The sequence below is a fragment of the Halomonas colorata genome (genome assembly GCF_014897985.1).
In the GTDB taxonomy this organism is placed as follows: domain Bacteria; phylum Pseudomonadota; class Gammaproteobacteria; order Pseudomonadales; family Halomonadaceae; genus Vreelandella; species Vreelandella colorata.
Window position 1 is genome coordinate 21,280 of sequence record NZ_JABUZA010000029.1, and the last position, 21,021, is coordinate 42,300.

Annotated in this window: 16 protein-coding genes; 3 read left to right on the top strand and 13 right to left on the bottom strand. The window is 51.8% G+C overall.

Features of this window, described 5'->3' with window-relative positions:
* Positions 1 to 3: 3 nt before the first annotated feature.
* The 3 genes from osmF to INT33_RS14215 form a co-directional block, all read right to left on the bottom strand.
* Positions 4 to 915 carry a glycine betaine ABC transporter substrate-binding protein OsmF gene (gene osmF / locus INT33_RS14205; RefSeq protein WP_193092211.1) on the bottom strand — a complete coding sequence of 304 codons (912 nt, stop codon included), beginning with the start codon at positions 913 to 915 and terminating at the stop codon, positions 4 to 6.
* A 261-nt stretch (positions 916 to 1,176) separates the two neighbouring features.
* Complete coding sequence (gene cysS / locus INT33_RS14210; protein WP_193092212.1) at positions 1,177 to 2,580, bottom strand: cysteine--tRNA ligase; 1,404 nt, start codon at positions 2,578 to 2,580, stop codon at positions 1,177 to 1,179.
* Positions 2,581 to 2,591: 11 nt separating this feature from the next.
* Positions 2,592 to 4,271: a glutamine--tRNA ligase/YqeY domain fusion protein gene (locus INT33_RS14215; RefSeq protein WP_193092213.1), complete on the bottom strand. Its 1,680-nt coding sequence runs from the start codon at positions 4,269 to 4,271 to the stop codon at positions 2,592 to 2,594.
* 156 nt (positions 4,272 to 4,427) lie between these two features.
* On the opposite strand from INT33_RS14215, the gene INT33_RS14220 reads away from it, so the two are divergent.
* Together INT33_RS14220 and INT33_RS14225 are read left to right on the top strand one after the other, a co-directional pair.
* A complete protein-coding gene (locus tag INT33_RS14220) occupies positions 4,428 to 4,928 on the top strand; it encodes a peptidylprolyl isomerase (protein WP_018916247.1) in 501 nt (166 codons plus the stop codon).
* Between the two features lie 15 nt (positions 4,929 to 4,943).
* Positions 4,944 to 5,717 carry a UDP-2,3-diacylglucosamine diphosphatase gene (locus INT33_RS14225; protein WP_193092214.1) on the top strand — a complete coding sequence of 258 codons (774 nt, stop codon included), beginning with the start codon at positions 4,944 to 4,946 and terminating at the stop codon, positions 5,715 to 5,717.
* A gap of 91 nt (positions 5,718 to 5,808) precedes the next feature.
* Here INT33_RS14225 and INT33_RS14230 read toward each other — a convergent pair whose 3' ends face one another.
* The 6 genes from INT33_RS14230 to tig all read right to left on the bottom strand — a co-directional run bounded on the left by INT33_RS14230 (position 5,809) and on the right by tig (position 14,226).
* Positions 5,809 to 7,626 carry a SurA N-terminal domain-containing protein gene (locus INT33_RS14230; RefSeq protein ID WP_193092215.1) on the bottom strand — a complete coding sequence of 606 codons (1,818 nt, stop codon included), beginning with the start codon at positions 7,624 to 7,626 and terminating at the stop codon, positions 5,809 to 5,811.
* 148 nt (positions 7,627 to 7,774) lie between these two features.
* Positions 7,775 to 8,047 carry an HU family DNA-binding protein gene (locus INT33_RS14235; RefSeq protein WP_018916250.1) on the bottom strand — a complete coding sequence of 91 codons (273 nt, stop codon included), beginning with the start codon at positions 8,045 to 8,047 and terminating at the stop codon, positions 7,775 to 7,777.
* Between the two features lie 191 nt (positions 8,048 to 8,238).
* The gene (lon, locus tag INT33_RS14240) at positions 8,239 to 10,641 is read right to left on the bottom strand and encodes an endopeptidase La (protein WP_193092216.1); all 2,403 of its coding nucleotides are present in this window, start codon (positions 10,639 to 10,641) and stop codon (positions 8,239 to 8,241) included.
* A 190-nt stretch (positions 10,642 to 10,831) separates the two neighbouring features.
* Positions 10,832 to 12,112 carry an ATP-dependent Clp protease ATP-binding subunit ClpX gene (clpX, locus tag INT33_RS14245; protein ID WP_193092217.1) on the bottom strand — a complete coding sequence of 427 codons (1,281 nt, stop codon included), beginning with the start codon at positions 12,110 to 12,112 and terminating at the stop codon, positions 10,832 to 10,834.
* 74 nt (positions 12,113 to 12,186) lie between these two features.
* On the bottom strand, positions 12,187 to 12,804 hold the full coding sequence (clpP, locus tag INT33_RS14250) for an ATP-dependent Clp endopeptidase proteolytic subunit ClpP (protein ID WP_192538559.1): 618 nt from the start codon (positions 12,802 to 12,804) through the stop codon (positions 12,187 to 12,189).
* Positions 12,805 to 12,873: 69 nt separating this feature from the next.
* Positions 12,874 to 14,226 carry a trigger factor gene (gene tig / locus INT33_RS14255; protein ID WP_193092218.1) on the bottom strand — a complete coding sequence of 451 codons (1,353 nt, stop codon included), beginning with the start codon at positions 14,224 to 14,226 and terminating at the stop codon, positions 12,874 to 12,876.
* Positions 14,227 to 14,467: 241 nt separating this feature from the next.
* Here tig and INT33_RS14260 point away from each other — a divergent pair, with 241 nt between their 5' ends.
* Positions 14,468 to 16,966: an EAL domain-containing protein gene (locus INT33_RS14260; RefSeq protein ID WP_226940206.1), complete on the top strand. Its 2,499-nt coding sequence runs from the start codon at positions 14,468 to 14,470 to the stop codon at positions 16,964 to 16,966.
* A 116-nt stretch (positions 16,967 to 17,082) separates the two neighbouring features.
* Here the strand turns inward: INT33_RS14260 and INT33_RS14265 are convergent, their stop codons facing one another.
* The 4 genes from INT33_RS14265 to pheT all read right to left on the bottom strand — a co-directional run bounded on the left by INT33_RS14265 (position 17,083) and on the right by pheT (position 21,010).
* Positions 17,083 to 17,460 (bottom strand): hypothetical protein, encoded by a 378-nt coding sequence (locus tag INT33_RS14265; protein ID WP_226940207.1) that lies wholly within the window; start codon positions 17,458 to 17,460, stop codon positions 17,083 to 17,085.
* A gap of 2 nt (positions 17,461 to 17,462) precedes the next feature.
* Positions 17,463 to 17,924 carry a flavodoxin domain-containing protein gene (locus INT33_RS14270; protein ID WP_192538557.1) on the bottom strand — a complete coding sequence of 154 codons (462 nt, stop codon included), beginning with the start codon at positions 17,922 to 17,924 and terminating at the stop codon, positions 17,463 to 17,465.
* Between the two features lie 338 nt (positions 17,925 to 18,262).
* Entirely contained in the window at positions 18,263 to 18,562 is a 300-nt protein-coding gene (locus INT33_RS14275) for an integration host factor subunit alpha (RefSeq protein ID WP_018916258.1), read from the bottom strand.
* A 66-nt stretch (positions 18,563 to 18,628) separates the two neighbouring features.
* Positions 18,629 to 21,010 carry a phenylalanine--tRNA ligase subunit beta gene (gene pheT, locus INT33_RS14280; RefSeq protein ID WP_193092219.1) on the bottom strand — a complete coding sequence of 794 codons (2,382 nt, stop codon included), beginning with the start codon at positions 21,008 to 21,010 and terminating at the stop codon, positions 18,629 to 18,631.
* Positions 21,011 to 21,021 lie beyond the last annotated feature (11 nt).

Consider the following 21,021-nt stretch of genomic DNA (forward strand, 5'->3'; position numbering starts at 1 on the left):
TAATTAGTTATCCAGACTGTCGAGATAGTCGTTGGCGACTTGATCCGCCGATAGGCCATTAACGGCTACGTTGGCATTAAGTTCCTGCAGGGTTACTTCATCGAGAGTTGAAAAAACCTCTTCAAGCAGCGGCTCGATATCCGGATAGGCGTCTAAAACGCTTTCACGCACAACAGGCGACGGCTGATACACCGGCTGAACGCCTCGCGTATCCTCTAACACCACCAGACCCAGCGCGTTTAATCCACCGTCGGTCCCGTAGGTCATGGCACCATTAACACCGCTGGTCTGTTGGGCCGCAGCGCGCATTGTCGCGGCGGTATTGCCACCTGAAAGCACCAGCAGCTGATCTGCCGTCAGTTCAAACCCGTAAGCCTCCTGAAACGCAGGGAGCGCTTGGGCGGACTCAACGAACTCAGCGCTGGCTGCGAATTTGAAATCTCCGCCATCAGCGATATAGGCGGCTAAATCATCCAGCGTTTTTAAATTATGTTCGCTAGCGACATCTTCACGAATACTCATGGCCCAGGTGTTATTGGCACTCGCCGGCGTCAGCCACACCAGTCCGTTTTGAGCATCCTGTTCGCGTACGGTCTGGTAGGCCTGTTCAGGGTCTTTCCAAACGTCGCTTTCAGCCATGTCGAAAAAGAACGCGCCGTTACCGGTATATTCAGGATAAATATCTATCTCACCGGTTGTCAGCGCGGTACGCACAACATTGGTTGCACCCAGCTGCAGACGATTTTCAGTGGAGATGCCGTTGCGCTCCAGCGTCTGAATGATCAGCTCACCTAGCACGGCGCCTTCCGTATCGATCTTGGAAGACACTACGACGGGGTCGTTCGCGCTCGCTTGAGAGAGTGTTACCAGCGAGAGGCTGGTCACCAATAGCAAAGGTTTCATTGTAAAGCGCATCTTGGCAATCCTTTAGTAGACGTCTTTATTGAAGGGCTCGTTGCTGAGCGTTGTAGGCAAACTGACGCTCATGCCAGCTTGCCTACACATCCTGGCATTTACAGGTTCTACATTTATAAATGCTGTGTTTATAAGCCCCGTATCTATAAACCCTGTCCTTGCGAAGCGTGAATTTATAAATACTGAGGTTATAAACTCCAGTATAAGAGGCATTTGCGCGGATGCCAGACGCCGCTATCGCGGCGTCTGGACTACATATGCCTATTGCGGAGATTCAACCACCCAGGTGGTTCCTTCGCGGGAGTCTTTTAAAATAATGCCTAACGCGGCCAATTCGTCACGAATGGCATCCGCCTGGGCAAAATCCTTGTCCGCTTTCGCCGCTTGCCGCTGAGCAATCTTTTCTTCAATTGCCGTTTCGCTTAACGCAGCGGTTTGCGATTGCGTGCCCTTTAAAAACGCCTGGGGTGCTTGCTGAAGAAGGCCCAATAGGCCGGCGAGCTGTTTAAGCTCAGCGGCCAGCGGACGAGCTTTTTCAGGCGCTTCGCTCTTGGCGCGATTCAAGTCCCGGGCCAAGTCAAAGAGCACGGCAAGCGCTTCAGGCGTATTGAAGTCGTCATCCATCACGGCCGTGAAGCGCTCTCGATAGTTGCCGACAGCGTCTGCCTGAGCATCCTGGCTATCGCTCTCCACGCCTTCCAGCGCGGTGTAAAAGCGCGTTAACGACTTTCTGGCTTCATGTAGAGAATCGATCGAGTAGTTGATCGCGCTTCGGTAGTGGCTGGCCACTAACAGATAACGCACCACTTCGGGATCGTGGTCAACCAGCACATCGCGAATAGTGAAAAAGTTGCCCAGGGATTTCGACATTTTTTCCTGATTAACGCGCACGGCCCCCGCATGCATCCAGGTATTAACGTAGGTTTTACCCGTTGCGGCTTCCGACTGGGCAATTTCGTTTTCATGGTGCGGGAAGGTCAAATCAGGCCCCCCACCATGAATATCGAAGGTATCGCCCAGGCAGCAGGTCGACATGGCCGAGCACTCAATATGCCAGCCAGGACGGCCATTGCCCCAGGGGGACGGCCAGTGCGCTTCACCCGGCTTTGCGGCTTTCCAGAGCACAAAATCAAGCGGATCTTCTTTATGAACATCCACATCAACCCGTGCGCCTGAGCGCATATCATCGAGCTGGCGATTATTGAGCTTGCCGTAATCGGTAAATTTACGCACCCGGTAGTACACATCGCCGTTGTCAGCGGGGTAGGCGAAACCTTTAGCAATTAGCGTTTCGATCATCGCAACGATATCGCCAATATGCCCCGTTGCCCGGGGCTCATGACTGGGAGGCAGCACATTCAGCCGCGCTTCATCTTCATGCATGGCGTCAATCATGCGTTCCGTGAGCGCGGTAATGCTTTCCCCGTTTTCCTCGGCACGCTTGAGGATCTTATCGTCGATATCGGTGATGTTGCGCACGTAGGTAACATCGTAGTCCCGATGGCGTAGATAGCGGGTAATGACATCAAACGCGACCATGACGCGCGCATGGCCAAGGTGACAATAGTCATACACCGTCATGCCGCAGACATACATGCTCACTTTACCCGCGACCAGCGGAGTAAATGGTTCTTTGCGACGCGTCAGCGTATTATAAATTTGCATATGACTATTCCTTAGCCTTTCTGTTTGATTTTCGCCCAGCTATCTTTTAGTCCTACGGTACGGTTAAACACCAGCTGACCCGGTTTGGACAGATGGCGGTCAGCACAGAAGTACCCTACCCGCTCAAACTGAAAACGTGCTTCAGACGTCGCATCGGCAAGACTCGGTTCGCCAATCGCCTGACATACGGTGAGCGATTCTGGATTCAGGTGCTCCAGGAAATCGACGTCTTTATCGCGGTCAGGCTGCTCTACCATAAACAGGTTGTCATACAGGCGCACGTCCATGGGAACGCCGTGGGCCGCACTGACCCAGTGGATGACGCCTTTGACCTTACGCCCTTCCGGGTTTTTACCTAACGTATCGAAATCAACCGAACAGTGCAGCTCAGTGACCTCGCCCGCGGCATTTTTAATCACATCATCACAACGGATGACGTAGCTATTGCGTAGACGTACTTCCTTACCCGGCGCTAAGCGGAAGAACTTCTTGGGCGCGTCTTCCATAAAGTCATCCTGGTCGATGTAAAGCTCTCGACTAAACGGCACCTTGCGCATCGGCATATCGTCACGCGCGGGGTGGCCCGGCACTTCGTACGTTTCCTCATGGCCTTCTGGCACATTGGTTAGCACTACTTTAAGCGGCTTCAACACACACATGGCACGCGGTGCGTTATCTTCAAGGTCCGAGCGGATAGCGTGAGTTAGCATGGCAATATCCACCAAGCCGCCATCAGCGCGGGTTACCCCGATCATTTCGCAGAATTTACGAATAGAGGCAGCGGTATAACCACGGCGGCGCATACCGGAAATCGTCGGCATCCGCGGGTCATCCCAGCCGTCCACAATCTGCTCGTCAACCAACAGCTTCAATTTGCGCTTGGAGGTCAGCGTGTAATCAAGATTCAGGCGTGCAAACTCGATCTGACGCGGCTTTGCAGGCACCGGCAGATTGTTAAGGAACCACTCATACAGGGGACGGTGATCTTCAAACTCAAGAGTACAAATCGAGTGGGTAATCCCTTCGATCGCATCCGACTGGCCATGGGTAAAATCATAGGAAGGATAGATCTTCCATTTATCGCCCGTCTGGTGGTGGCTTGCATGACGAATGCGATACAGGATCGGATCGCGCAGGTTGATGTTGGGCGATGCCATATCGATTTTGGCGCGCAAGACTTTCTCGCTTTCGCCAAATTCACCGGCGCGCATACGCTCCAACAGATCCAGATTTTCTTCGACGCTGCGTTCGCGATAAGGGCTTGGCTTGCCAGGTGCCGTTAACGTGCCGCGATACTCACGAATCTCATCGGGTGAAAGATCATCCACGTAGGCTTTGTCTTCGCGAATCAGATGCTGCGCCCAGGCGTAAAGCTGATCAAAGTAGTCTGAGGCAAAGCGAACCGGGCCCGCCCAGTTAAAGCCTAACCAGCTGACGTCCTCTTTAATGGCATCGATATACGCCTGCTCTTCTTTTGCGGGGTTGGTGTCGTCAAAACGCAGATGACAGTCACCACCCATTTGCTCCGCCAACCCGAAGTTCAAGCAGATCGATTTTGCATGACCGATGTGCAGAAAGCCGTTGGGCTCAGGGGGGAAACGTGTCACGATTTTTGTGACCTGGCCGCCCTCGATTTCGTCGCGTACTTGGTTGCGAATGAAGTTCGGCGCTGGGGTGGTCTCGTTGGTCATGGTGGTGTTGAAAACCTCGTGGTGGATGGCGTGCCAGGCAACCAGTACCTACGCTAATCGGGTTAGCGCTTCGCGGTGCAGGGCAAAACCGCTATTATAGCGTGACGCCGATGCACAGCGCCAAGGCGAACGCCTTTATTGAACAGGAATTTATCTATGATCGTATTACAGACGAACCACGGTGACATCACTATCGCGCTTAATCATGAAAAAGCGCCGGTAACAGCGGCTAACTTTGAGCAGTATGTTCGTGACGGCTTCTACGATGGCACACTGTTTCACCGGGTCATCGACGGATTCATGGTCCAAGGCGGTGGTTTTGACCAGGACTTTAATCAGAAGCCTACGCGTGACCCGATCGAAAATGAAGCGGACAACGGCTTGAAAAACACCGTTGGCACGCTGGCCATGGCCCGCACCCAGGATCCGAACTCGGCTACCGCTCAGTTTTTTATCAATGTGGGCGACAACAGCTTTTTAGACCATAGCGGCAAAAGCCTGCAAGGCTGGGGTTACGCGGTTTTCGGTGAAGTAGTTGAAGGTATGGATGTGGTTAACGCTATCAAGGGCGTGAGCACTACTCGCCGCGGCATGCACGCCGATGTGCCAGCGGAAGACGTGATTATTGAGCGTGCCTATGTAAAAGAAGCGGAATAACCCTTCGGGAGCTTTATGCGCACACTGCTTGTAGCTGATATGCACCTAAGCAGCGACACCCCTGAGATCAATCAGGGGTTTTATCGCTATTTGGAACACACTGCTCAAGGAGCCAATGCCCTTTATATACTGGGCGATCTTTTTGATGCGTGGATTGGCGATGACCTGCTTGATACTCAGCACCCGCTGAGTGCGGTAGCTCATGAGGTTATCCAACGCTTACGCCAGCTGAGCGATAACGGTACAGCCATTTACATAATGCATGGCAACCGGGATTTCTTATTGGGTGATCGCTTTATCAATGCCTGCCAGGCATCGCTTCTCTCGGATGTACAGGAAGTGGAGCTGGAAGGCCTGGCGGTTGCCCTGCTGCATGGCGACAGCTTATGCACCAAGGATGAGGCCTACATGGCCTTTCGCCAGCAGTCACGCAATCCTGAATGGCAGGCTCAAATATTGGCCCTGCCGTTTGAGCAGCGCCTGGAACTGGCTAAAAGCTTGCGGTTACAGTCGGGTGATGCCAATGCCAACAAGGCTGAGGCGATCATGGATGTGACCCAGGACGAAGTAGTAGCACTGATGGAGCGCTTCGGCCTTACTACCATGATTCATGGCCATACCCACCGGCCAAAGGTGCACGACCTTACGGTGGAAGATGTGCCTGCCAAGCGCTTTGTGCTGGGCGACTGGGATAATCAGCACGGCTGGGATGTGATCATTGAACGATCAGATCATAATACCATGCCACACTTGCGCCAGTTTGACCTGACAACGCCTCCAGCGGCTTAGTCTGTTCATAATCTAGCGATAAAAAAGCCGATCAATTTGATCGGCTTTTTATCTCAGTTGTTATCTTAGGCGCTCGCCTTACGTGAGTAGACTAGCGCTTAATATCGGCATCCTGATGCAGGTTATCAATCAAGCCTTGAATCACTGCCTGAGCCCTTAACTGCTCTGACATTTGCGCGACAAAACCTGACATCTGTTCGTCAACCTCACCGTCAGAGACCTCATCCAAGGCCACCACGGCAACGCCCTGCGGCAACACAACTGCCCGATAAAGGCTCTCGCCATCTTCCGGATGTGGCATGCGGAAGGCTTCCTGCACTAATGCCTGAGGCAATGCGCTCTCCGACTGGCGGCTCACATTGGCGGCCTCCAGCCAATCGACATCGACTGACTCACCGGCATTAAGCTCAGCGGTCATGGCTTGCGCCTGCTCCAGCACGGCCTGCTGGCGCTGTTCTGCCGCGACGGATTGCTCTACTTCATCGCGCACTTCATCCAGGCCAATCAATGTTGCATCGCGATGCTCTGCGACACGCAGCACCAGGCGACGGTCATCATCCAATTCGATGACTTCGCTGTTATAGCCATCTCCCAAGACTTCGTCGCTAAAGGCTTCATCCAGCACGCCTGGCTCAGAAAGGACGCCTTCCCCTTCACCACGGGCAAGCCAGTCGGTCTGATTGAGGGTTAGGTCCAGCTGGTCGGCAACGCTTTGCAAATCTTCAGCGGCGAAACTTTCATCAATCAGCTGCTGCACTTTGGTATTAAACGTGTCGTTGACTTCAGTCAGGGCAACGTTCTGGCGCAGCATCTCACGCTGCTCTTCAAATGCAGGCGCATCGATTTCGGTCACTTGAAGGATATGGAATGCACCGTCAATCTCCACCGCCGAAGAAGTGTCTCCTTCTTCGAGGGCAAAGGCGGCATTATCAAACTCTTCGCCAAAAATGCCGCGTGAAATCGTACCTAAATCTCCGCCCTCTTCGGCACTGGCCGTATCATCAGAGTAACGCAGTGCGGTGTCAGCAAAGGTTTCACCGCTTTCTAGATCGCTTTTTGCGGTTTCAGCAATCTCGCGCGCTTCATCACGAGTGCGCTCATCGCCAAATGCCACCATGATATGCGAGATACGTCGATCGGCATTTTGATTCTGTTCACGCCACGCATTGCGCAGAGTTTGTTCATCGACATCGCTTTCAGAAGCCATCTCCTGACGATCAATCAGCACATATTCGACGCGCACTTGCTCAGGACGCTCAAAGCGCTCCTGATTGGCATCATAGTAGGCTTGCACCTGCTCGTCGGTGACATTGGTCTCGATATTGGCGTTATCGTTATCCAACAATACGTAACGGAAACTGCGCTGCTGACGCTGCAGCTCCGCTAAACGATTCTGTTCGCTTGGCAGGCTAAAATCACTAAACGCCAGACCTTGCTGCAAGTGCTGACGTTTGATGTCAAGGCGCAGGTCTTGCCTAAATGAGACAGGCGTGTAGCCTGCGCCTGCCAGACGGTTGCGGAAAATCTCAGCTGAGAAACGGCCTTCCTGGTCATGAAACTCGGGCAGTCCAACAATGATCTGATCTAGCTGTGCATCGGAAACAAAAAAACCGCCGTCATCGGCGTACTGCGTTAGCAGTTGCTGTGTAATCAGCTGATCAAGCATGTCATTGCGTAACGCGCGTTCCTGCTCTGGCGGCACTTGGCCAGAGCGCAGCGCCCGCTGCACTTCAAGCTCCACCTGCTGACGCATGATGGGCTCACCGTTAACGCTTGCGACCTCATTGGGATCACTACCAAAGACACTAAACAGGGATTCCACCCCAAACAGCGCCATGGCAGCTACCATGAGACCGATAATAATTTTGGCGCCCCAGCTTCTGGAGCCATTTCGAATACTTTGCAGCATGCTAGCCTCAGATAAACACAGCCATACAAATAAACCTTAATGTTGCCCGAAAATTGTTTTCGGATAACCCCTTAAATACCAGGCCAGAAAATAACATGGGCGCATCGCGGATGCGATGCGCCCATTAGATTACTTAAACACAGATCAATTAATTGACGGCGTCTTTCAGCGCCTTGCCTGCTTTGAAGCTGGGTACTTTAGCAGCTTTGATCTCAATAGGCTGACCAGTCTGCGGGTTACGACCAGTACGTGCAGCACGTTCTTTAATTGCGAAGGTACCAAAACCTACCAGTGAAACGCCTTCACCTTTTTTGAGGCTCTCGGTGACAGACTCCACCATGGCATCCAATGCGCGGGTTGCCGCTGCTTTAGGAATATCGGCAGACGCGGCAATGGCTTCAATCAGCTCGGACTTATTCACACTTCACCCCTTAACTGTTTCAAAAAAATGGCTCTGAACGGCATGGCCACCAGAAGGTACAACCTCAAAGCATAGCTGCGTTTTATAGCAATGCCTTGAAACACCTGTCAAGCAACCACGCCGTGAAATGCCCGCCGCACAAGGCATTGGGCAAATTCATTAAGTAAAATTAAAGACCAATGGCTTTAAAATTAATGGGTATTGGCGACGGCGGAGGCGTCAAACGATGACTCAGTGCTCTTTAACGGAGCACCTCCATCGTTTTCATTACTAACTAACGCCACTGCCAATACATCATCTATCCAGCGTACCGGACGAATATCAAGTGCCCCTTTGATATTTTCCGGTACTTCCTTGAGATCACGACGGTTTTCTTCAGGAATCAAGACAGTCTTTATACCACCGCGGCGGGCTGCCAGCAATTTCTCCTTCAAGCCGCCAATCGGCAGAACTTCACCACGCAGGTTCACTTCACCGGTCATGGCGACATCGCAACGTACCGCAAGCTGTGTATAGGCCGAGACCATTGCCGTAACCATTGCCACGCCCGCGCTGGGGCCATCTTTAGGCGTCGCGCCTTCAGGCACATGGATATGCAGGTCTTCAACCTCAAACCGCGCAGGGTCGATACCAAAGCCTTTGGCGCGCGCTTTGACAACCGTTTGCGCCGCGCTAACCGACTCTTTCATGACATCGCCCAGCGAGCCGGTTTTATGGATGCGTCCTTTACCCGGCGTAACCACCGACTCGATGCTTAAAAGCTCGCCACCCACCGATGTCCAGGCAAGGCCTGTCACACGGCCGATCTGATCATCCTGCTCTGCCAAACCATAGCTGTAGCGCCTTACGCCCGCATAGGTCTCAATCTGCTCGGCAGATAGAACCTGCTGCTCTTCAAGCCCCTTACTCTCAAGACGCTCACGAAGTACCTTACGACACACCTTCGCAATTTGCCGCTCTAACTCCCGGACACCGGCTTCACGCGTATAGTAACGAATAAGCTCTAACAGCGCGTCATCTTGAAGCGCCAGCTCGTCGGTTTTCAAGCCATTAGCTGCAAGTTGCTTAGGCAGCAGGTAACGCCGTGCGATCGCCAGCTTCTCATCTTCGGTGTAGCCAGGCAGACGAATAATTTCCATACGGTCCAAAAGCGGACCAGGAATATTCATGGAGTTGGCAGTACAGATAAACAGCGTTTCCGAGAGATCATAATCGAGTTCAAGGTAGTGATCGCTGAAACTGTTGTTCTGCTCTGGATCCAACACTTCAAGCAGCGCCGAAGCGGGGTCTCCGCGGTGATCCATGCCTAGCTTATCGACTTCATCCAGCAAAAAGAGCGGATTCTTAACACCTGCACGACTCATGCGCTGCATTAGCTTGCCCGGCAGCGAACCGATATAGGTGCGTCGGTGCCCCCGGATTTCAGATTCATCGCGTACACCGCCCAGTGCCAAGCGCACGTACTTGCGGTTCGTCGCCCGCGCAATCGACTGACCCAGAGAGGTCTTACCCACCCCTGGCGGGCCTACCAGACACAGCACCGGGCCTTTCATCTTGCGAACGCGCTTTTGTACGGCCAGGTACTCAAGAATGCGCGCCTTGACTTCTTCCAGGCCGTAATGATCCTCATCAAGCACCTCTTGCGCTTTGACTAGATCGTGCTTCACGCGCGTGCGTTTTTTCCAAGGTACTGCTATCAACCAGTCAAGGTAGGAGCGTACAACGGTCGACTCGGCAGAGTTAGTGGCCATCATTTTGAGCTTGTTAAGCTCTTGAGTCGCTTTAGCGGCGGCCTCTTGAGGCATGCCTGACTCTTTGATTGCCTTCTCGTACTTTTCCGCCTCGTTAGGCACGTTGTCGAGCTCACCCATTTCTTTCTGGATGGCCTTCATCTGCTCGTTGAGGTAGTACTCGCGCTGTGTTTTCTCCATCTGCTCTTTAACCCGCGAGCGGATGCGCTTTTCTACCTGAAGCAGATCAATTTCGGACTCGATCAACGCCATGAGGTGTTCGATGCGATCACGCACTCGATCCATCTCTAAAAGCTCTTGCTTATCGCCAATTTTCAGCGATAAGTGAGCGCAGATGGTATCCACCAAACGGCTTGGGTCCTCAATACCTGATAGCGAGTTAAGCACCTCGTTAGGCACTTTTTTGGACAGTTTGACGTATTGCTCGAACTGATTAAGCAGCACACGCACAAGCGCTTCCTGCTCGCGACTACTTAGTGGCTCGCTCTCACGCGGAGACAGGTGCGCCTGGGTGTAGCCCGCTTCGTTCTCTTCGATCTCAAGTACATCTGCGCGAAAGCTGCCCTCTATCAGCACTTTTACAGTGCCGTCAGGCAGTTTCAGCAGTTGCATAATATCCGCCACGGTTCCCATGGCGTAAAGATCAGCATTATCCGGCTCGTCCTGGGAAGCTTCGCGTTGAGCCACCAGCAATACACGCTTATCAGCTTCCATCGCCACTTCAAGCGCTTGGATCGACTTTTCACGACCCACAAATAGCGGGATAACCATCTGCGGGTAAACCACGACATCCCGCAATGGTAATAGGGGTAGACATTGAGTCTGTTCGGCGTTCTGCTGCATCGCAGACGTTCCTCAACAAATCGGATGAGTACTCGATAAAACGCTTAGCCAAGTACATCACTGTATGAAAAGTACTACGCAGTGTAGAGCATGCTACGCAGTGACACCTTATGAACAACGAGGGGCCGCCTAGGCGACCCCTCGAAATGGCGCAAGCGCTTAAAGCTAGGCCGCGGCTATTGATTCATTACTAGCCATCAGTGCCATCAACCTTCGCTTCTTCCTGCTTTGAGTACACTAAAAGCGGCTCGCTTTCACCAGCAATTACCGAATCATCGATAACCACCTTGCTGACGTTTTCCAATGAAGGAATTTCATACATGGTGTCAAGCAATACTGATTCAAGGATCGAGCGTAGGCCACGTGCACCTGTTTTACGCTCCATTGCCTTGCCAGCAACCGCCCGCAACGCTTCATCTCTGAACTCAAGCGTTACGCCCTCCATTTCGAAGAGCTTCGCATACTGCTTGATGAGAGAGTTTTTAGGCTCTGTCAAAATCTGCACCAGCGCATCTTCGGTAAGCTCGGTTAGCGTCGCGATCACCGGAAGACGACCAACGAACTCTGGAATCAAACCAAATTTCACCAGATCCTCAGGTTCGACATCCGCTAACAGCTCGCCCACACCGCGCGATGACTCTTTGCTTTTTACGCTGGCATTGAACCCGATGCCGCCTTTTTCAGCACGGTCACGGATAACCTTATCCAGCCCAGCGAAAGCACCGCCCACAATGAACAGAATATTGCCAGTATTAACCTGAACAAATTCCTGCTGTGGATGCTTACGCCCGCCTTGAGGCGGTACAGAGGCCGTGGTGCCCTCAATCAGTTTGAGTAGCGCCTGCTGCACGCCCTCGCCCGATACATCACGTGTAATGGACGGGTTATCTGACTTGCGTGAAATTTTGTCGATTTCATCAATGTAAACAATGCCGCGCTCGGCTTTCTCTACATCGTAGTCGCATTTTTGCAGCAGTTTTTGGATGATGTTTTCAACATCTTCACCCACATAACCTGCTTCGGTCAGCGTTGTTGCATCCGCAATGGTGAAAGGTACGTTCAATAAACGCGCCATGGTTTCCGCCAGCAGCGTTTTACCGCTACCTGTCGGGCCGATGAGCAGAATATTGGATTTACCTAGTTCTACATCGCCATCACGCACATCCGTTTTAAGACGCTTGTAGTGGTTATAAACCGCTACAGACAGCACCATCTTGGCGCGGTCTTGTCCGATGACGTAGTCGTCCAGGGTATGACGTATTTCGCGAGGCGTAGGTAAACGCTCCTCATCGCTCTCGGCATCGGCTTCGAGAACTTCCTCGCGAATGATGTCATTACATAAGTCGACACACTCATCGCAGATATATACGGACGGACCAGCAATTAGCTTACGCACTTCGTTTTGGTTTTTTCCGCAAAACGAGCAGTAAAGCAGTTTGCCACCTTCGTCCTTGCCTTTGCCGTCGGCCATTCGCGTACCTCTGTCACTGCGGCGGCTTACACCGCCATAAAAGCTCGTTAGAAAAGCAAAACCTCATCACGCTATCAGGATGTAGGCCGCTTATCCAGCACTGCGTCAATCAAGCCATACTCTTGAGCTTTATTGGCGCTCATAAAGTTATCACGATCAGTATCACGGGCAACCGTTTCTAAATCCTGGCCGGTATGGTGCGCCAAAATCTGATTGAGCTTCTCGCGGATACCTAAAATCTCACGGGTGTGGATTTCGATATCAGAAGCCTGCCCCTGATAGCCACCCAGCGGCTGATGAATCATAACGCGCGAGTTGGGAAGGCAATAACGCTTGCCTGCCGCACCGGCTGTTAACAGCAGTGCGCCCATGCTGGCCGCTTGACCAATGCACACGGTTGATACATCGGGCTTAACAAACTGCATTGTGTCATAAATCGACATACCTGCAGTTACCGATCCGCCCGGTGAGTTGATGTAAAGGTGGATATCCTTATCGGGATTTTCCGATTCAAGGAACAACATCTGAGCGACCACCAGGTTAGCCATGTAGTCTTCAACAGGGCCAACCAGGAAAATCACGCGTTCTTTCAGCAGACGCGAGTAAATATCATAGGCTCTTTCCCCTTTGGCGCTCTGCTCAACCACCATGGGCACTAAACCGCCGGCGTTTTGAATATCAAATTCACTCATTAAGGTGATTCCTTGCGTCCGGTAAGGGAAAGGCGCACCGCAAACGGTGCGCCGCGCTGATGGGGTAACTTAGGCGTCCGCTTTCTCGCCTTCTTCAGCACCCTCGTCTTGCTCAGCCTGTTGCTGAGCGGCAGCTAGTGCTTCCTGATAAGACATTTCAACATCTTTAACGTTCGTTTGCTCAAGCAGCTTGTCTACCGCTTTCTCTTCGAGAATGGCAGATTTTACCTGAGTTTTCAGCTGATCGTTGCTCATGTAGTACTCAACAACCTCGGAAGGATCCTGGTACTGCTCGGCAAGCTCTTCTACTTTCGCTTTTATAGCAGAATCGTCAGCGTCAAGCTCATTAGCTTTGATTACTTCAGCCAGCAGAAGGCCTACCTGAACGCGGCCTTTAGCCTGCTCTTCGAAAAGCTCATTGGGCAGCTGACTAACATCGAAGTCTTCTCCCAGACCGAACTGCTGTGCCGCTTGACGCTTCATGGCATCGGTTTCTTGCTGAACCAGTGCGCTCGGCACCATGATGTCATTGGCTTTTTTCAGCGCGTCCAGCACTTGCTGCTTAACACGATTATCGACGGCCTGCGTCGCTTCACGAGTCATGTTTTTCTTAATTTCAGCGCGGAATTTTTCCTGGTCGCCATCTTCAACGCCGAAGCGTTCAATGAAGGCATCATCAATTTCAGGTAGTTTCTGTGTGCTGACTTTATGAACCGTAACGTTAAAGCTTGCTTCCTTACCAGCCAAGTGTTCGGCTTGGTAATCTTCTGGGAAGGTCACTTTAATGGTTTTATCTTCGCCGGCTTTAGCACCGATCAGCTGCTCTTCAAAGCCTGGAATAAAGCTGTTGGAGCCAATAACCAAGGAGTGGCCTTCTGCACTACCACCTTCAAACGGCTCATCGCCCAGGAAACCCTGGAAATCGATAGTCACCTGATCGCCATCAGCTGCCGGCGCATCAGTCTCCTGCCAATCAGCATTCTGTTTGCGCAGTGTTTCAATCATTTCATCAACGTCAGCATCGCTTACGCTAACCACCGGGCGCTCAACATCGGTACCTTCAATCGATGTCAGCTCAACCTCGGGGTAGATTTCCATGATCGCTACAAATTCTAGATCTTTGCCAGTCTGGTTAACCTGGGGCTCGATCTGGGGGTAGCCAGCCGGATTAAGGCCTTCTTCGGTGATCGCACGTACATAGCGCTCGCGCATCACCTCACCCACCACTTCACTGCGGACGCTGTCGCTGTAGCGCTGACGAACGACGGACATCGGCACCCGGCCTTGACGAAAACCATTCAGGCGCACGTTTTTCGCGGTGTCTATCAGGCGAGCACTGACAGCCTCGTCGATTTCGGCAGCCGGTACTTGAATAGTAATACGGCGTTCGATCTGGGAGGTCGTCTCGACGGAAACTTGCATGAATTGTCCTCTAGCGGCTGGGCGTTATGTTAACTGTGTTTAAATAAATTCTAAGGGGCAATTTTATGAACCCTAGCGCAAGGTGGCAAGCGCCATGCTCGCAAGATGGGGGCACAGCGATTAATTACAAGGGAATAAGTGACTAATTTATTACTTTTAGACCTTGGCCAAAGAATTATTTGCTCAATACGGTATGCTACCTACAACTTAGCAACCTTTACTGGCTATCGTAACGATACTCATGACTATTCATCAAGATTTACCCATTTCACGCATCATGCAAACCAGCATTTTGCACTGCGCAGCCGACACTCCCCTTTACCAGGCTGCAAAACGCATGACCGAGCGTCACTGTAGCTCCATTGTCATTATGGAAAATCAAAAAGCTGTGGGTATCTGGACAGAGCATGACGCCCTAACAATTAATTTCGATACGCCCTCTGCCCTCATGCGGCCTATCGCTGATTTTATGTCTGCACCGGTATATACCGCAACGCATCAAATGTTGCTAAGCGAAGCGACTCTCCTTCTCAATACCCACAAGCTTCGCCATCTCCTGATCATTAATGAAGAACAGCAGCCAATCGGGATTTTATCGCAAACCGATATTGCCGTTAATCAGGGACTAGAGCCCTACCTTCGCCTTCGCGAAGTACATGCTGCCATGCGATGCAACCCACTAATAATTGATGGCTCGCTAAATTTGGCGGAAGCTGCATTACAAATGCGCAATCACCATCAAGATGCTGCGATTATTCTATGCAATGATCAGCTCGGCATTATTACTGAGCGTGACATCGTATCGTTTATCGCCAATCAGTCCGATGATACCCCGGTGAAGTATCTGGCTAGTCAGCCATTGATCTCTATTGAGGCAACCGCACCATTAATCAACGCACGGGATCTTTTGATTGATCACCGTGTACGCCACTTAGCTGTTCACAATAACGATGGCGATATCATCGGCTTGCTTGGATTTTCCGACATACTTCACGGCGCTGAATACTTGTATCTTGCCGACTTACGCGATGCCCTTAAGCAACGCGATCAAGCGCTGGCGCGCTCGAATCAAAACCTGCAGTTGGCAGAGCGAGTAATTGATTCATCGTTGGAAGGAATTATCATTACCGATGCTGCAGCATGTATTGAATTTGTGAATCCTGCCTTCACCCACCTAACCGGCTATAGCCTGGATGATGTACTGGGCAAGACGCCAAACGTGCTAGGTTCAGGCCGGCAAGATGCAGCGTTCTATGAGCAAATGTGGAATACCCTAAAAGCAGATGGCTATTGGCGAGGCGAGGTATGGAATCGGCGTAAATCGGGTGAGCTATATCTTGAGCTACTGACCATCACGGCTATTCGCGATGACATGGGCATAACACAGCACTACGCCGGACTCTTTTTAGATATCACGCACATGCGTGAAAACGAAGAGCAGATTCGCCACTTGGCCTACTACGATGTGTTAACCCGGCTACCCAATCGTCGCCTGCTTGAAGATCGCATCACTCTGGCTATTCGCCACGCCCATCGCGCCACAGAACAGCTGGCGGTGATATTTATCGATTTGGACCATTTCAAGCAGGTAAACGACACACTGGGACACGCCCTAGGAGATGACCTTCTGTTAAGTGTTGCCGAGCGTATGACGGCTAAACTACGCGAAGATGATACGCTCGCCCGACTGGGCGGAGACGAATTTATTGCATTACTGCCTAATATTAACGGTTTTTCCGAAGCCTCTTCCGTTGCCCAACGATTAATTGACGCCGTCGGCGCACCTTATTCGTTACACGGCCACAGTTTTCGCATTGGCTCCAGTTTGGGCATCAGCCTTTACCCTGATGACGGCAGCACTTCTGAAGCATTAATCCAGCATGCCGACGCAGCAATGTATCGTGCCAAACGTGAAGGGCGAAATACCTATCGCCTATATCAGGCGGCTGTCGATCAGCAGGCGCGTGACCAATTAAGCATGGAAACGGCCTTGCGTAACGCGGTTGAAACCGGCGAAGGCTTATACATGGCTTATCAGCCGCTAGTTCAGCGCAACAATCGCCGGCTCGCCTCTGCCGAGGCGCTCGTTCGCTGGAGACATCCACAGCGCGGCCTGATACCACCGGGTGAGTTTATTCCTCTTGCAGAACGCTCAGGCTTAATTTTGCCGTTAGGCGAAAAGGTAATCGACCTGGTACTTGCTGACATGCGGGCATGGAAGGCTACAGGAAAAAAACTAATCTCTGTGGCCATTAATCTTTCCACCGCTCAGTTTTGGCAGTCCAATTTCGTTAATCATATTACTCAGAAATTACGTGATAGCCAGCTTTCCCCCGCTTTGATCACCTTTGAGCTAACCGAAAGCATACTGCTTAACCGCGAAGCAGAGGGAGCGACCCTGCTCAAACAATTACGTGCATTGGGTTGTGGTATTGCGCTGGATGATTTTGGCACAGGCTATTCCTCACTAAGCTATTTGCATAACATTCCCGCCCATAGCCTTAAAATAGATCGCAGTTTTATTGAGGCCTTGCACCCACAAGAAAACAGCAGCCGTACCATTGTTGCAGCGATTGCAAGCCTTGCCCGTGAACTGGGTTTAAAAGTAGTCGCCGAAGGCGTTGAAACGGAGCAGCAATGGAATCTGCTGGGAGAATACGCTATCGACTTTATTCAAGGATTTTATATAGCCAAACCCCAGCCGGCCAGCCACTTTGCTGAATTACTCGAAGCGAACTGAACGCTTCACTACCAATGAACCACTCATGCCTGCTAAACAGCATCATGCCTACCAAACACAGTATAAAGGCGCTTAAAAAGGCGCCTTTATAATCTGCCTATTTAGCCAGCTATGGATTACCTGCGGCGTTCATGTCCCCACCATAGGCTTACCGCATGAATTAACAAGCCGCAGGTAGCCGCATGAGATATAAACACTTGCCAGCTAATCCAGGTGGTAAAAATTGCGTGCCAGATACCCATAATCACTGCGCCGATGACAAGCATTAGCGCAAACCGAATACCCAGCCTAGGCAGTTTCCGTCGACTATCGCTGGTTAATAGGCGCCATTGCGCTATTGCGGCAGCAGCTACGAAAACTACCGCCATTATAATCAGTGTTTGACGGGTGCTATGTCCGCCCGCCATAAAGCGTGGCAAAGATGCCAGCATCACTACACATAGCCCCAGCGCAACGCTGACGCGCTCAGCTGAATAAGGCGTTGTTTGCTGCATCGTTAGGCTACCTTTATCTGCTGCTCTTCGATCCATTCCTCGACCCAAGGTACCGCAGCGTCATCGGCCATAAAGGTTTCCATGGCATCTACTTCCAACCGCTCACCCATCCGACGCGCACCGTGATCTTCAAGCAGGCTATCCAGCTTTCTGCCAGCGCCGCAGAAAGTATCGCCATAGGAGCTATCCCCTAACGCAATCAGACCATAGCGAAGTCCCGTAAGTGCAGGGCTTTTATCACTCAGGCCACGCACAAAAGGAACGAAATTACCGGGAAAATCACCATTACCGGTTGTTGAAATCACAAACAATGAAATATCCTCATCGCTTGTCAAATCATCAAGCGTGGGCTGCTCAACAATGTCAACGCCGAATCCGGCTTGCTCAAAGAGTGGCTTTACCTGCTCAGCCACATCTAAAGCGCCACCGTACATCGTACCAACCAATATCTTTAATTGAGGCATTATTGCTATCACCTTTCATGTTCACGGCGCCAATCCGCTGCCTTGCAAATAGCCGTCTGAATTTGTACAAGATATTAACATAGCTTGCTTATACGACCCATTTTGATGGCGCGGGGTTCACCGTCGGCAACGCAGCCGATTTTCCTACCCCTACGCTCACATGTGCTTCTTAGCGCTCTACTGCGGATGCGGCCAATCGTCATAACCACGTCTTTTACCACTGTAAAAAAACGGAGTGCTTAGAAGCACTCCGTTTGTATAGCCGAGACAGTCTAATAGCAATGCGATCCCTATTAAGCACTATCCCTATCAAGCGCTACTTCCCTTCCTATCAAGCACTACTTGTTTTGCACGTAATGCTCGACTTGCTGCTTTAGCTTTTGGCCTGGACGAAACGTTACCACCCGGCGAGCAGAAATAGGTATTTCTTCACCGGTTTTAGGGTTGCGCCCTGGCCGCTCACGCTTATCACGCAGGTCAAAGTTGCCAAACCCTGACAGCTTGACCTGTTCATTTTCTCGTAAGCAGGCTCGAATCTCTTCAAAAAAAGCTTCGACCATGGCTTTTGCTTCTCGCTTAGATAGTGCCAGCTCAGTATGTAAATGCTCTGCCAACTCTGCTTTGGTCAACGCACCCATAGGGACCTCCTTATAGCAAACGCATTGCCAAGAACGTGATAAGCGTCGTGTCGTGGCATATTATTGTCAGCCGCGTAGCTCAGCCTCCAACTGGACACGCACTTGTGTCACGATGGAATCTACCAACTGGTTGATTTCTTCGTCGTTTAGCGTGCGTGAAGGATGCTGCCAGGTCAAGCCTAAAGCAATACTCTTATGGTCGTCCGCCACGCCTTTACCAGCATAGACATCAAATAGCGTAATGTCTTTTAAGTAATCACCGGCTTTTTCTTTGGCGCAATCCAGCAAGGCCTGCACGGGCACTGCGCTTTTAACGATGAAAGCTAAATCGCGACGCACTTCAGGATAACGCGACAAGGCTTCAAAGGCGGGAATCTGGCCTTGGCTTAGGGTATCCAGCCGGACCTCAAACAGTACAGCGTCTACTTTCAGGCCAAGTTTGGCGCGTACTTGCGGGTGCAGTGTGCCAATCCAGCCAGCATGCTCACCATTACACAGTATCTCGGCACTTTGTCCGGGGTGCAGCGCCGAATGCTCAGCGGGTTCAAAACGCCAGGCATCAGGGTTACCCCCCAAAGCTAAAAGACTTTCTAGATCCCCTTTTAGATCGTAAAAGTCGATGCGCTCTTTCGAGCCGGTCCAGCCTTCGGTTTCCCGAGTGCCACAGACTAACGCACCCATCATGGGCACCTGAGAAAGCTGATCTAATTCGCCATTAAATACCAAGCCCGTCTCAAATAACCGTACACGGGTCTGCTGGCGATTTAAATTATGCTCCATCGCCCGCACAAGGCCTGGAAACAAACTTGCCCGCATCACCGACAGATCGGCGGAGATAGGATTGGCAAGTACCGGAGAGACGGCATCAGGCAGTATAGCGGCCTGAAGCTCGGGAGCAACAAAGCTATAAGTAATCGCCTCTTGGAAACCACGAGCGACCATTTGGCGACGCAGTTGCGCCTGGGTCAGCGTTGCTTCATCACTAGAACGTAGCGCTAATCGCGCAGCCGGGCGGCGAACGGGCAGATTATTGTAACCATGAATCCGAGCGATCTCTTCGATCAGGTCTTCTTCAATCGCGACATCGAACCGCCAGCTAGGCGCAACAGCGGACCAACCTTCTGCCTGAAGACTTACCTCAAGCCCCAATCGCGTCAGAATATCAGTGACGTCATCGGTGGCGAGCTTCTTGGAAAGCGCACTTTCCAGGCGCGCTTCACGCAGTAAAATAGTGCGTGGAGCAGGCACATCAGATTCACTGACGCATTCAGTGACAGGCCCTGGTTGACCGCCGCAGATTTCGATCAGCAAGCGTGTTGCCCGTTCAACGGCCACTTTAGCAAGCTCAGGATCCACGCCACGCTCAAAGCGGTGTGACGCATCCGTATGCAGGCCGTAGGAGCGCGCCTGACCGGCAATAGCCAGCGGCGTGAAAAAGGCCGACTCCAAGAAAATCGACTGGGTGGTTTCGTTGACCCCTGAATTTTCTCCGCCCATGACACCCGCCATGGCAAGCAGCCCCGCTTCATCCGCAATCATTAGCGTTTCAGGGCGCAGGGCAACGTCTTGACCATCCAGCAGCGTTAACCGCTCGCCCTCTTTCGCCATGCGTACAATGATGCGGCCGTTCAGGTTATCGCGATCAAATGCATGCATCGGCTGCCCGAGCTCAAGCATAACGTAGTTGGTAACATCAACCACAGGGTCGATGGAGCGAATACCGCTACGACGCAGGCGCTCTCCCATCCAGAGCGGTGTTTCTGCTTTTACATTGATGCCCTTGATAACACGGCCAATATAGCGAGGGCACTGCTCAGACACTTCAACGCTAATAGCAAAGGTGTCGTCAATTAACGGCGCAACGGGTTCAATAACCGGCGGCGTTACGGCCAGACGGTTAAGCACACCCACTTCACGGGCCAGGCCTTTAACGCTTAAACAGTCGCCACGGTTAGGCGTGAGATCTACCTCAATGGTCATATCATTGAGGTGCATATACTCACGGAAATCGACGCCAACAGGTGCAGAATCCGCCAGTACCAAAATACCCGGCGAGGTATCTTCCTCAAGCCCAAGCTCTGATGCTGAACAAATCATGCCGCGTGATTCAACGCCACGCAGTTTTGCCTTTTTAATTTTAAAATCGCCAGGCAAGACACCGCCCACCTGAGCGAACGGTATTTTCTGACCGATATCGACATTGGCCGCACCGCAAACCACTTGCACCGGCTCGCCGGTACCATCGTTTACGGTACAAACGTTTAACTTATCGGCGTCAGGGTGCCTCTCTTTGGTAAGCACTTCAGCCACGACAACGCCACTAAACGCAGCGGCTACCGTCTCAACGGCATCGACCTCTAAGCCGGCCATGGTGATCTGATCTGCAATCGCCTGCGTGTCCAGCTGCGGCGATACCCATTCGCGCAGCCACTGTTCTGAAAATTTCATGATCGTTCCTG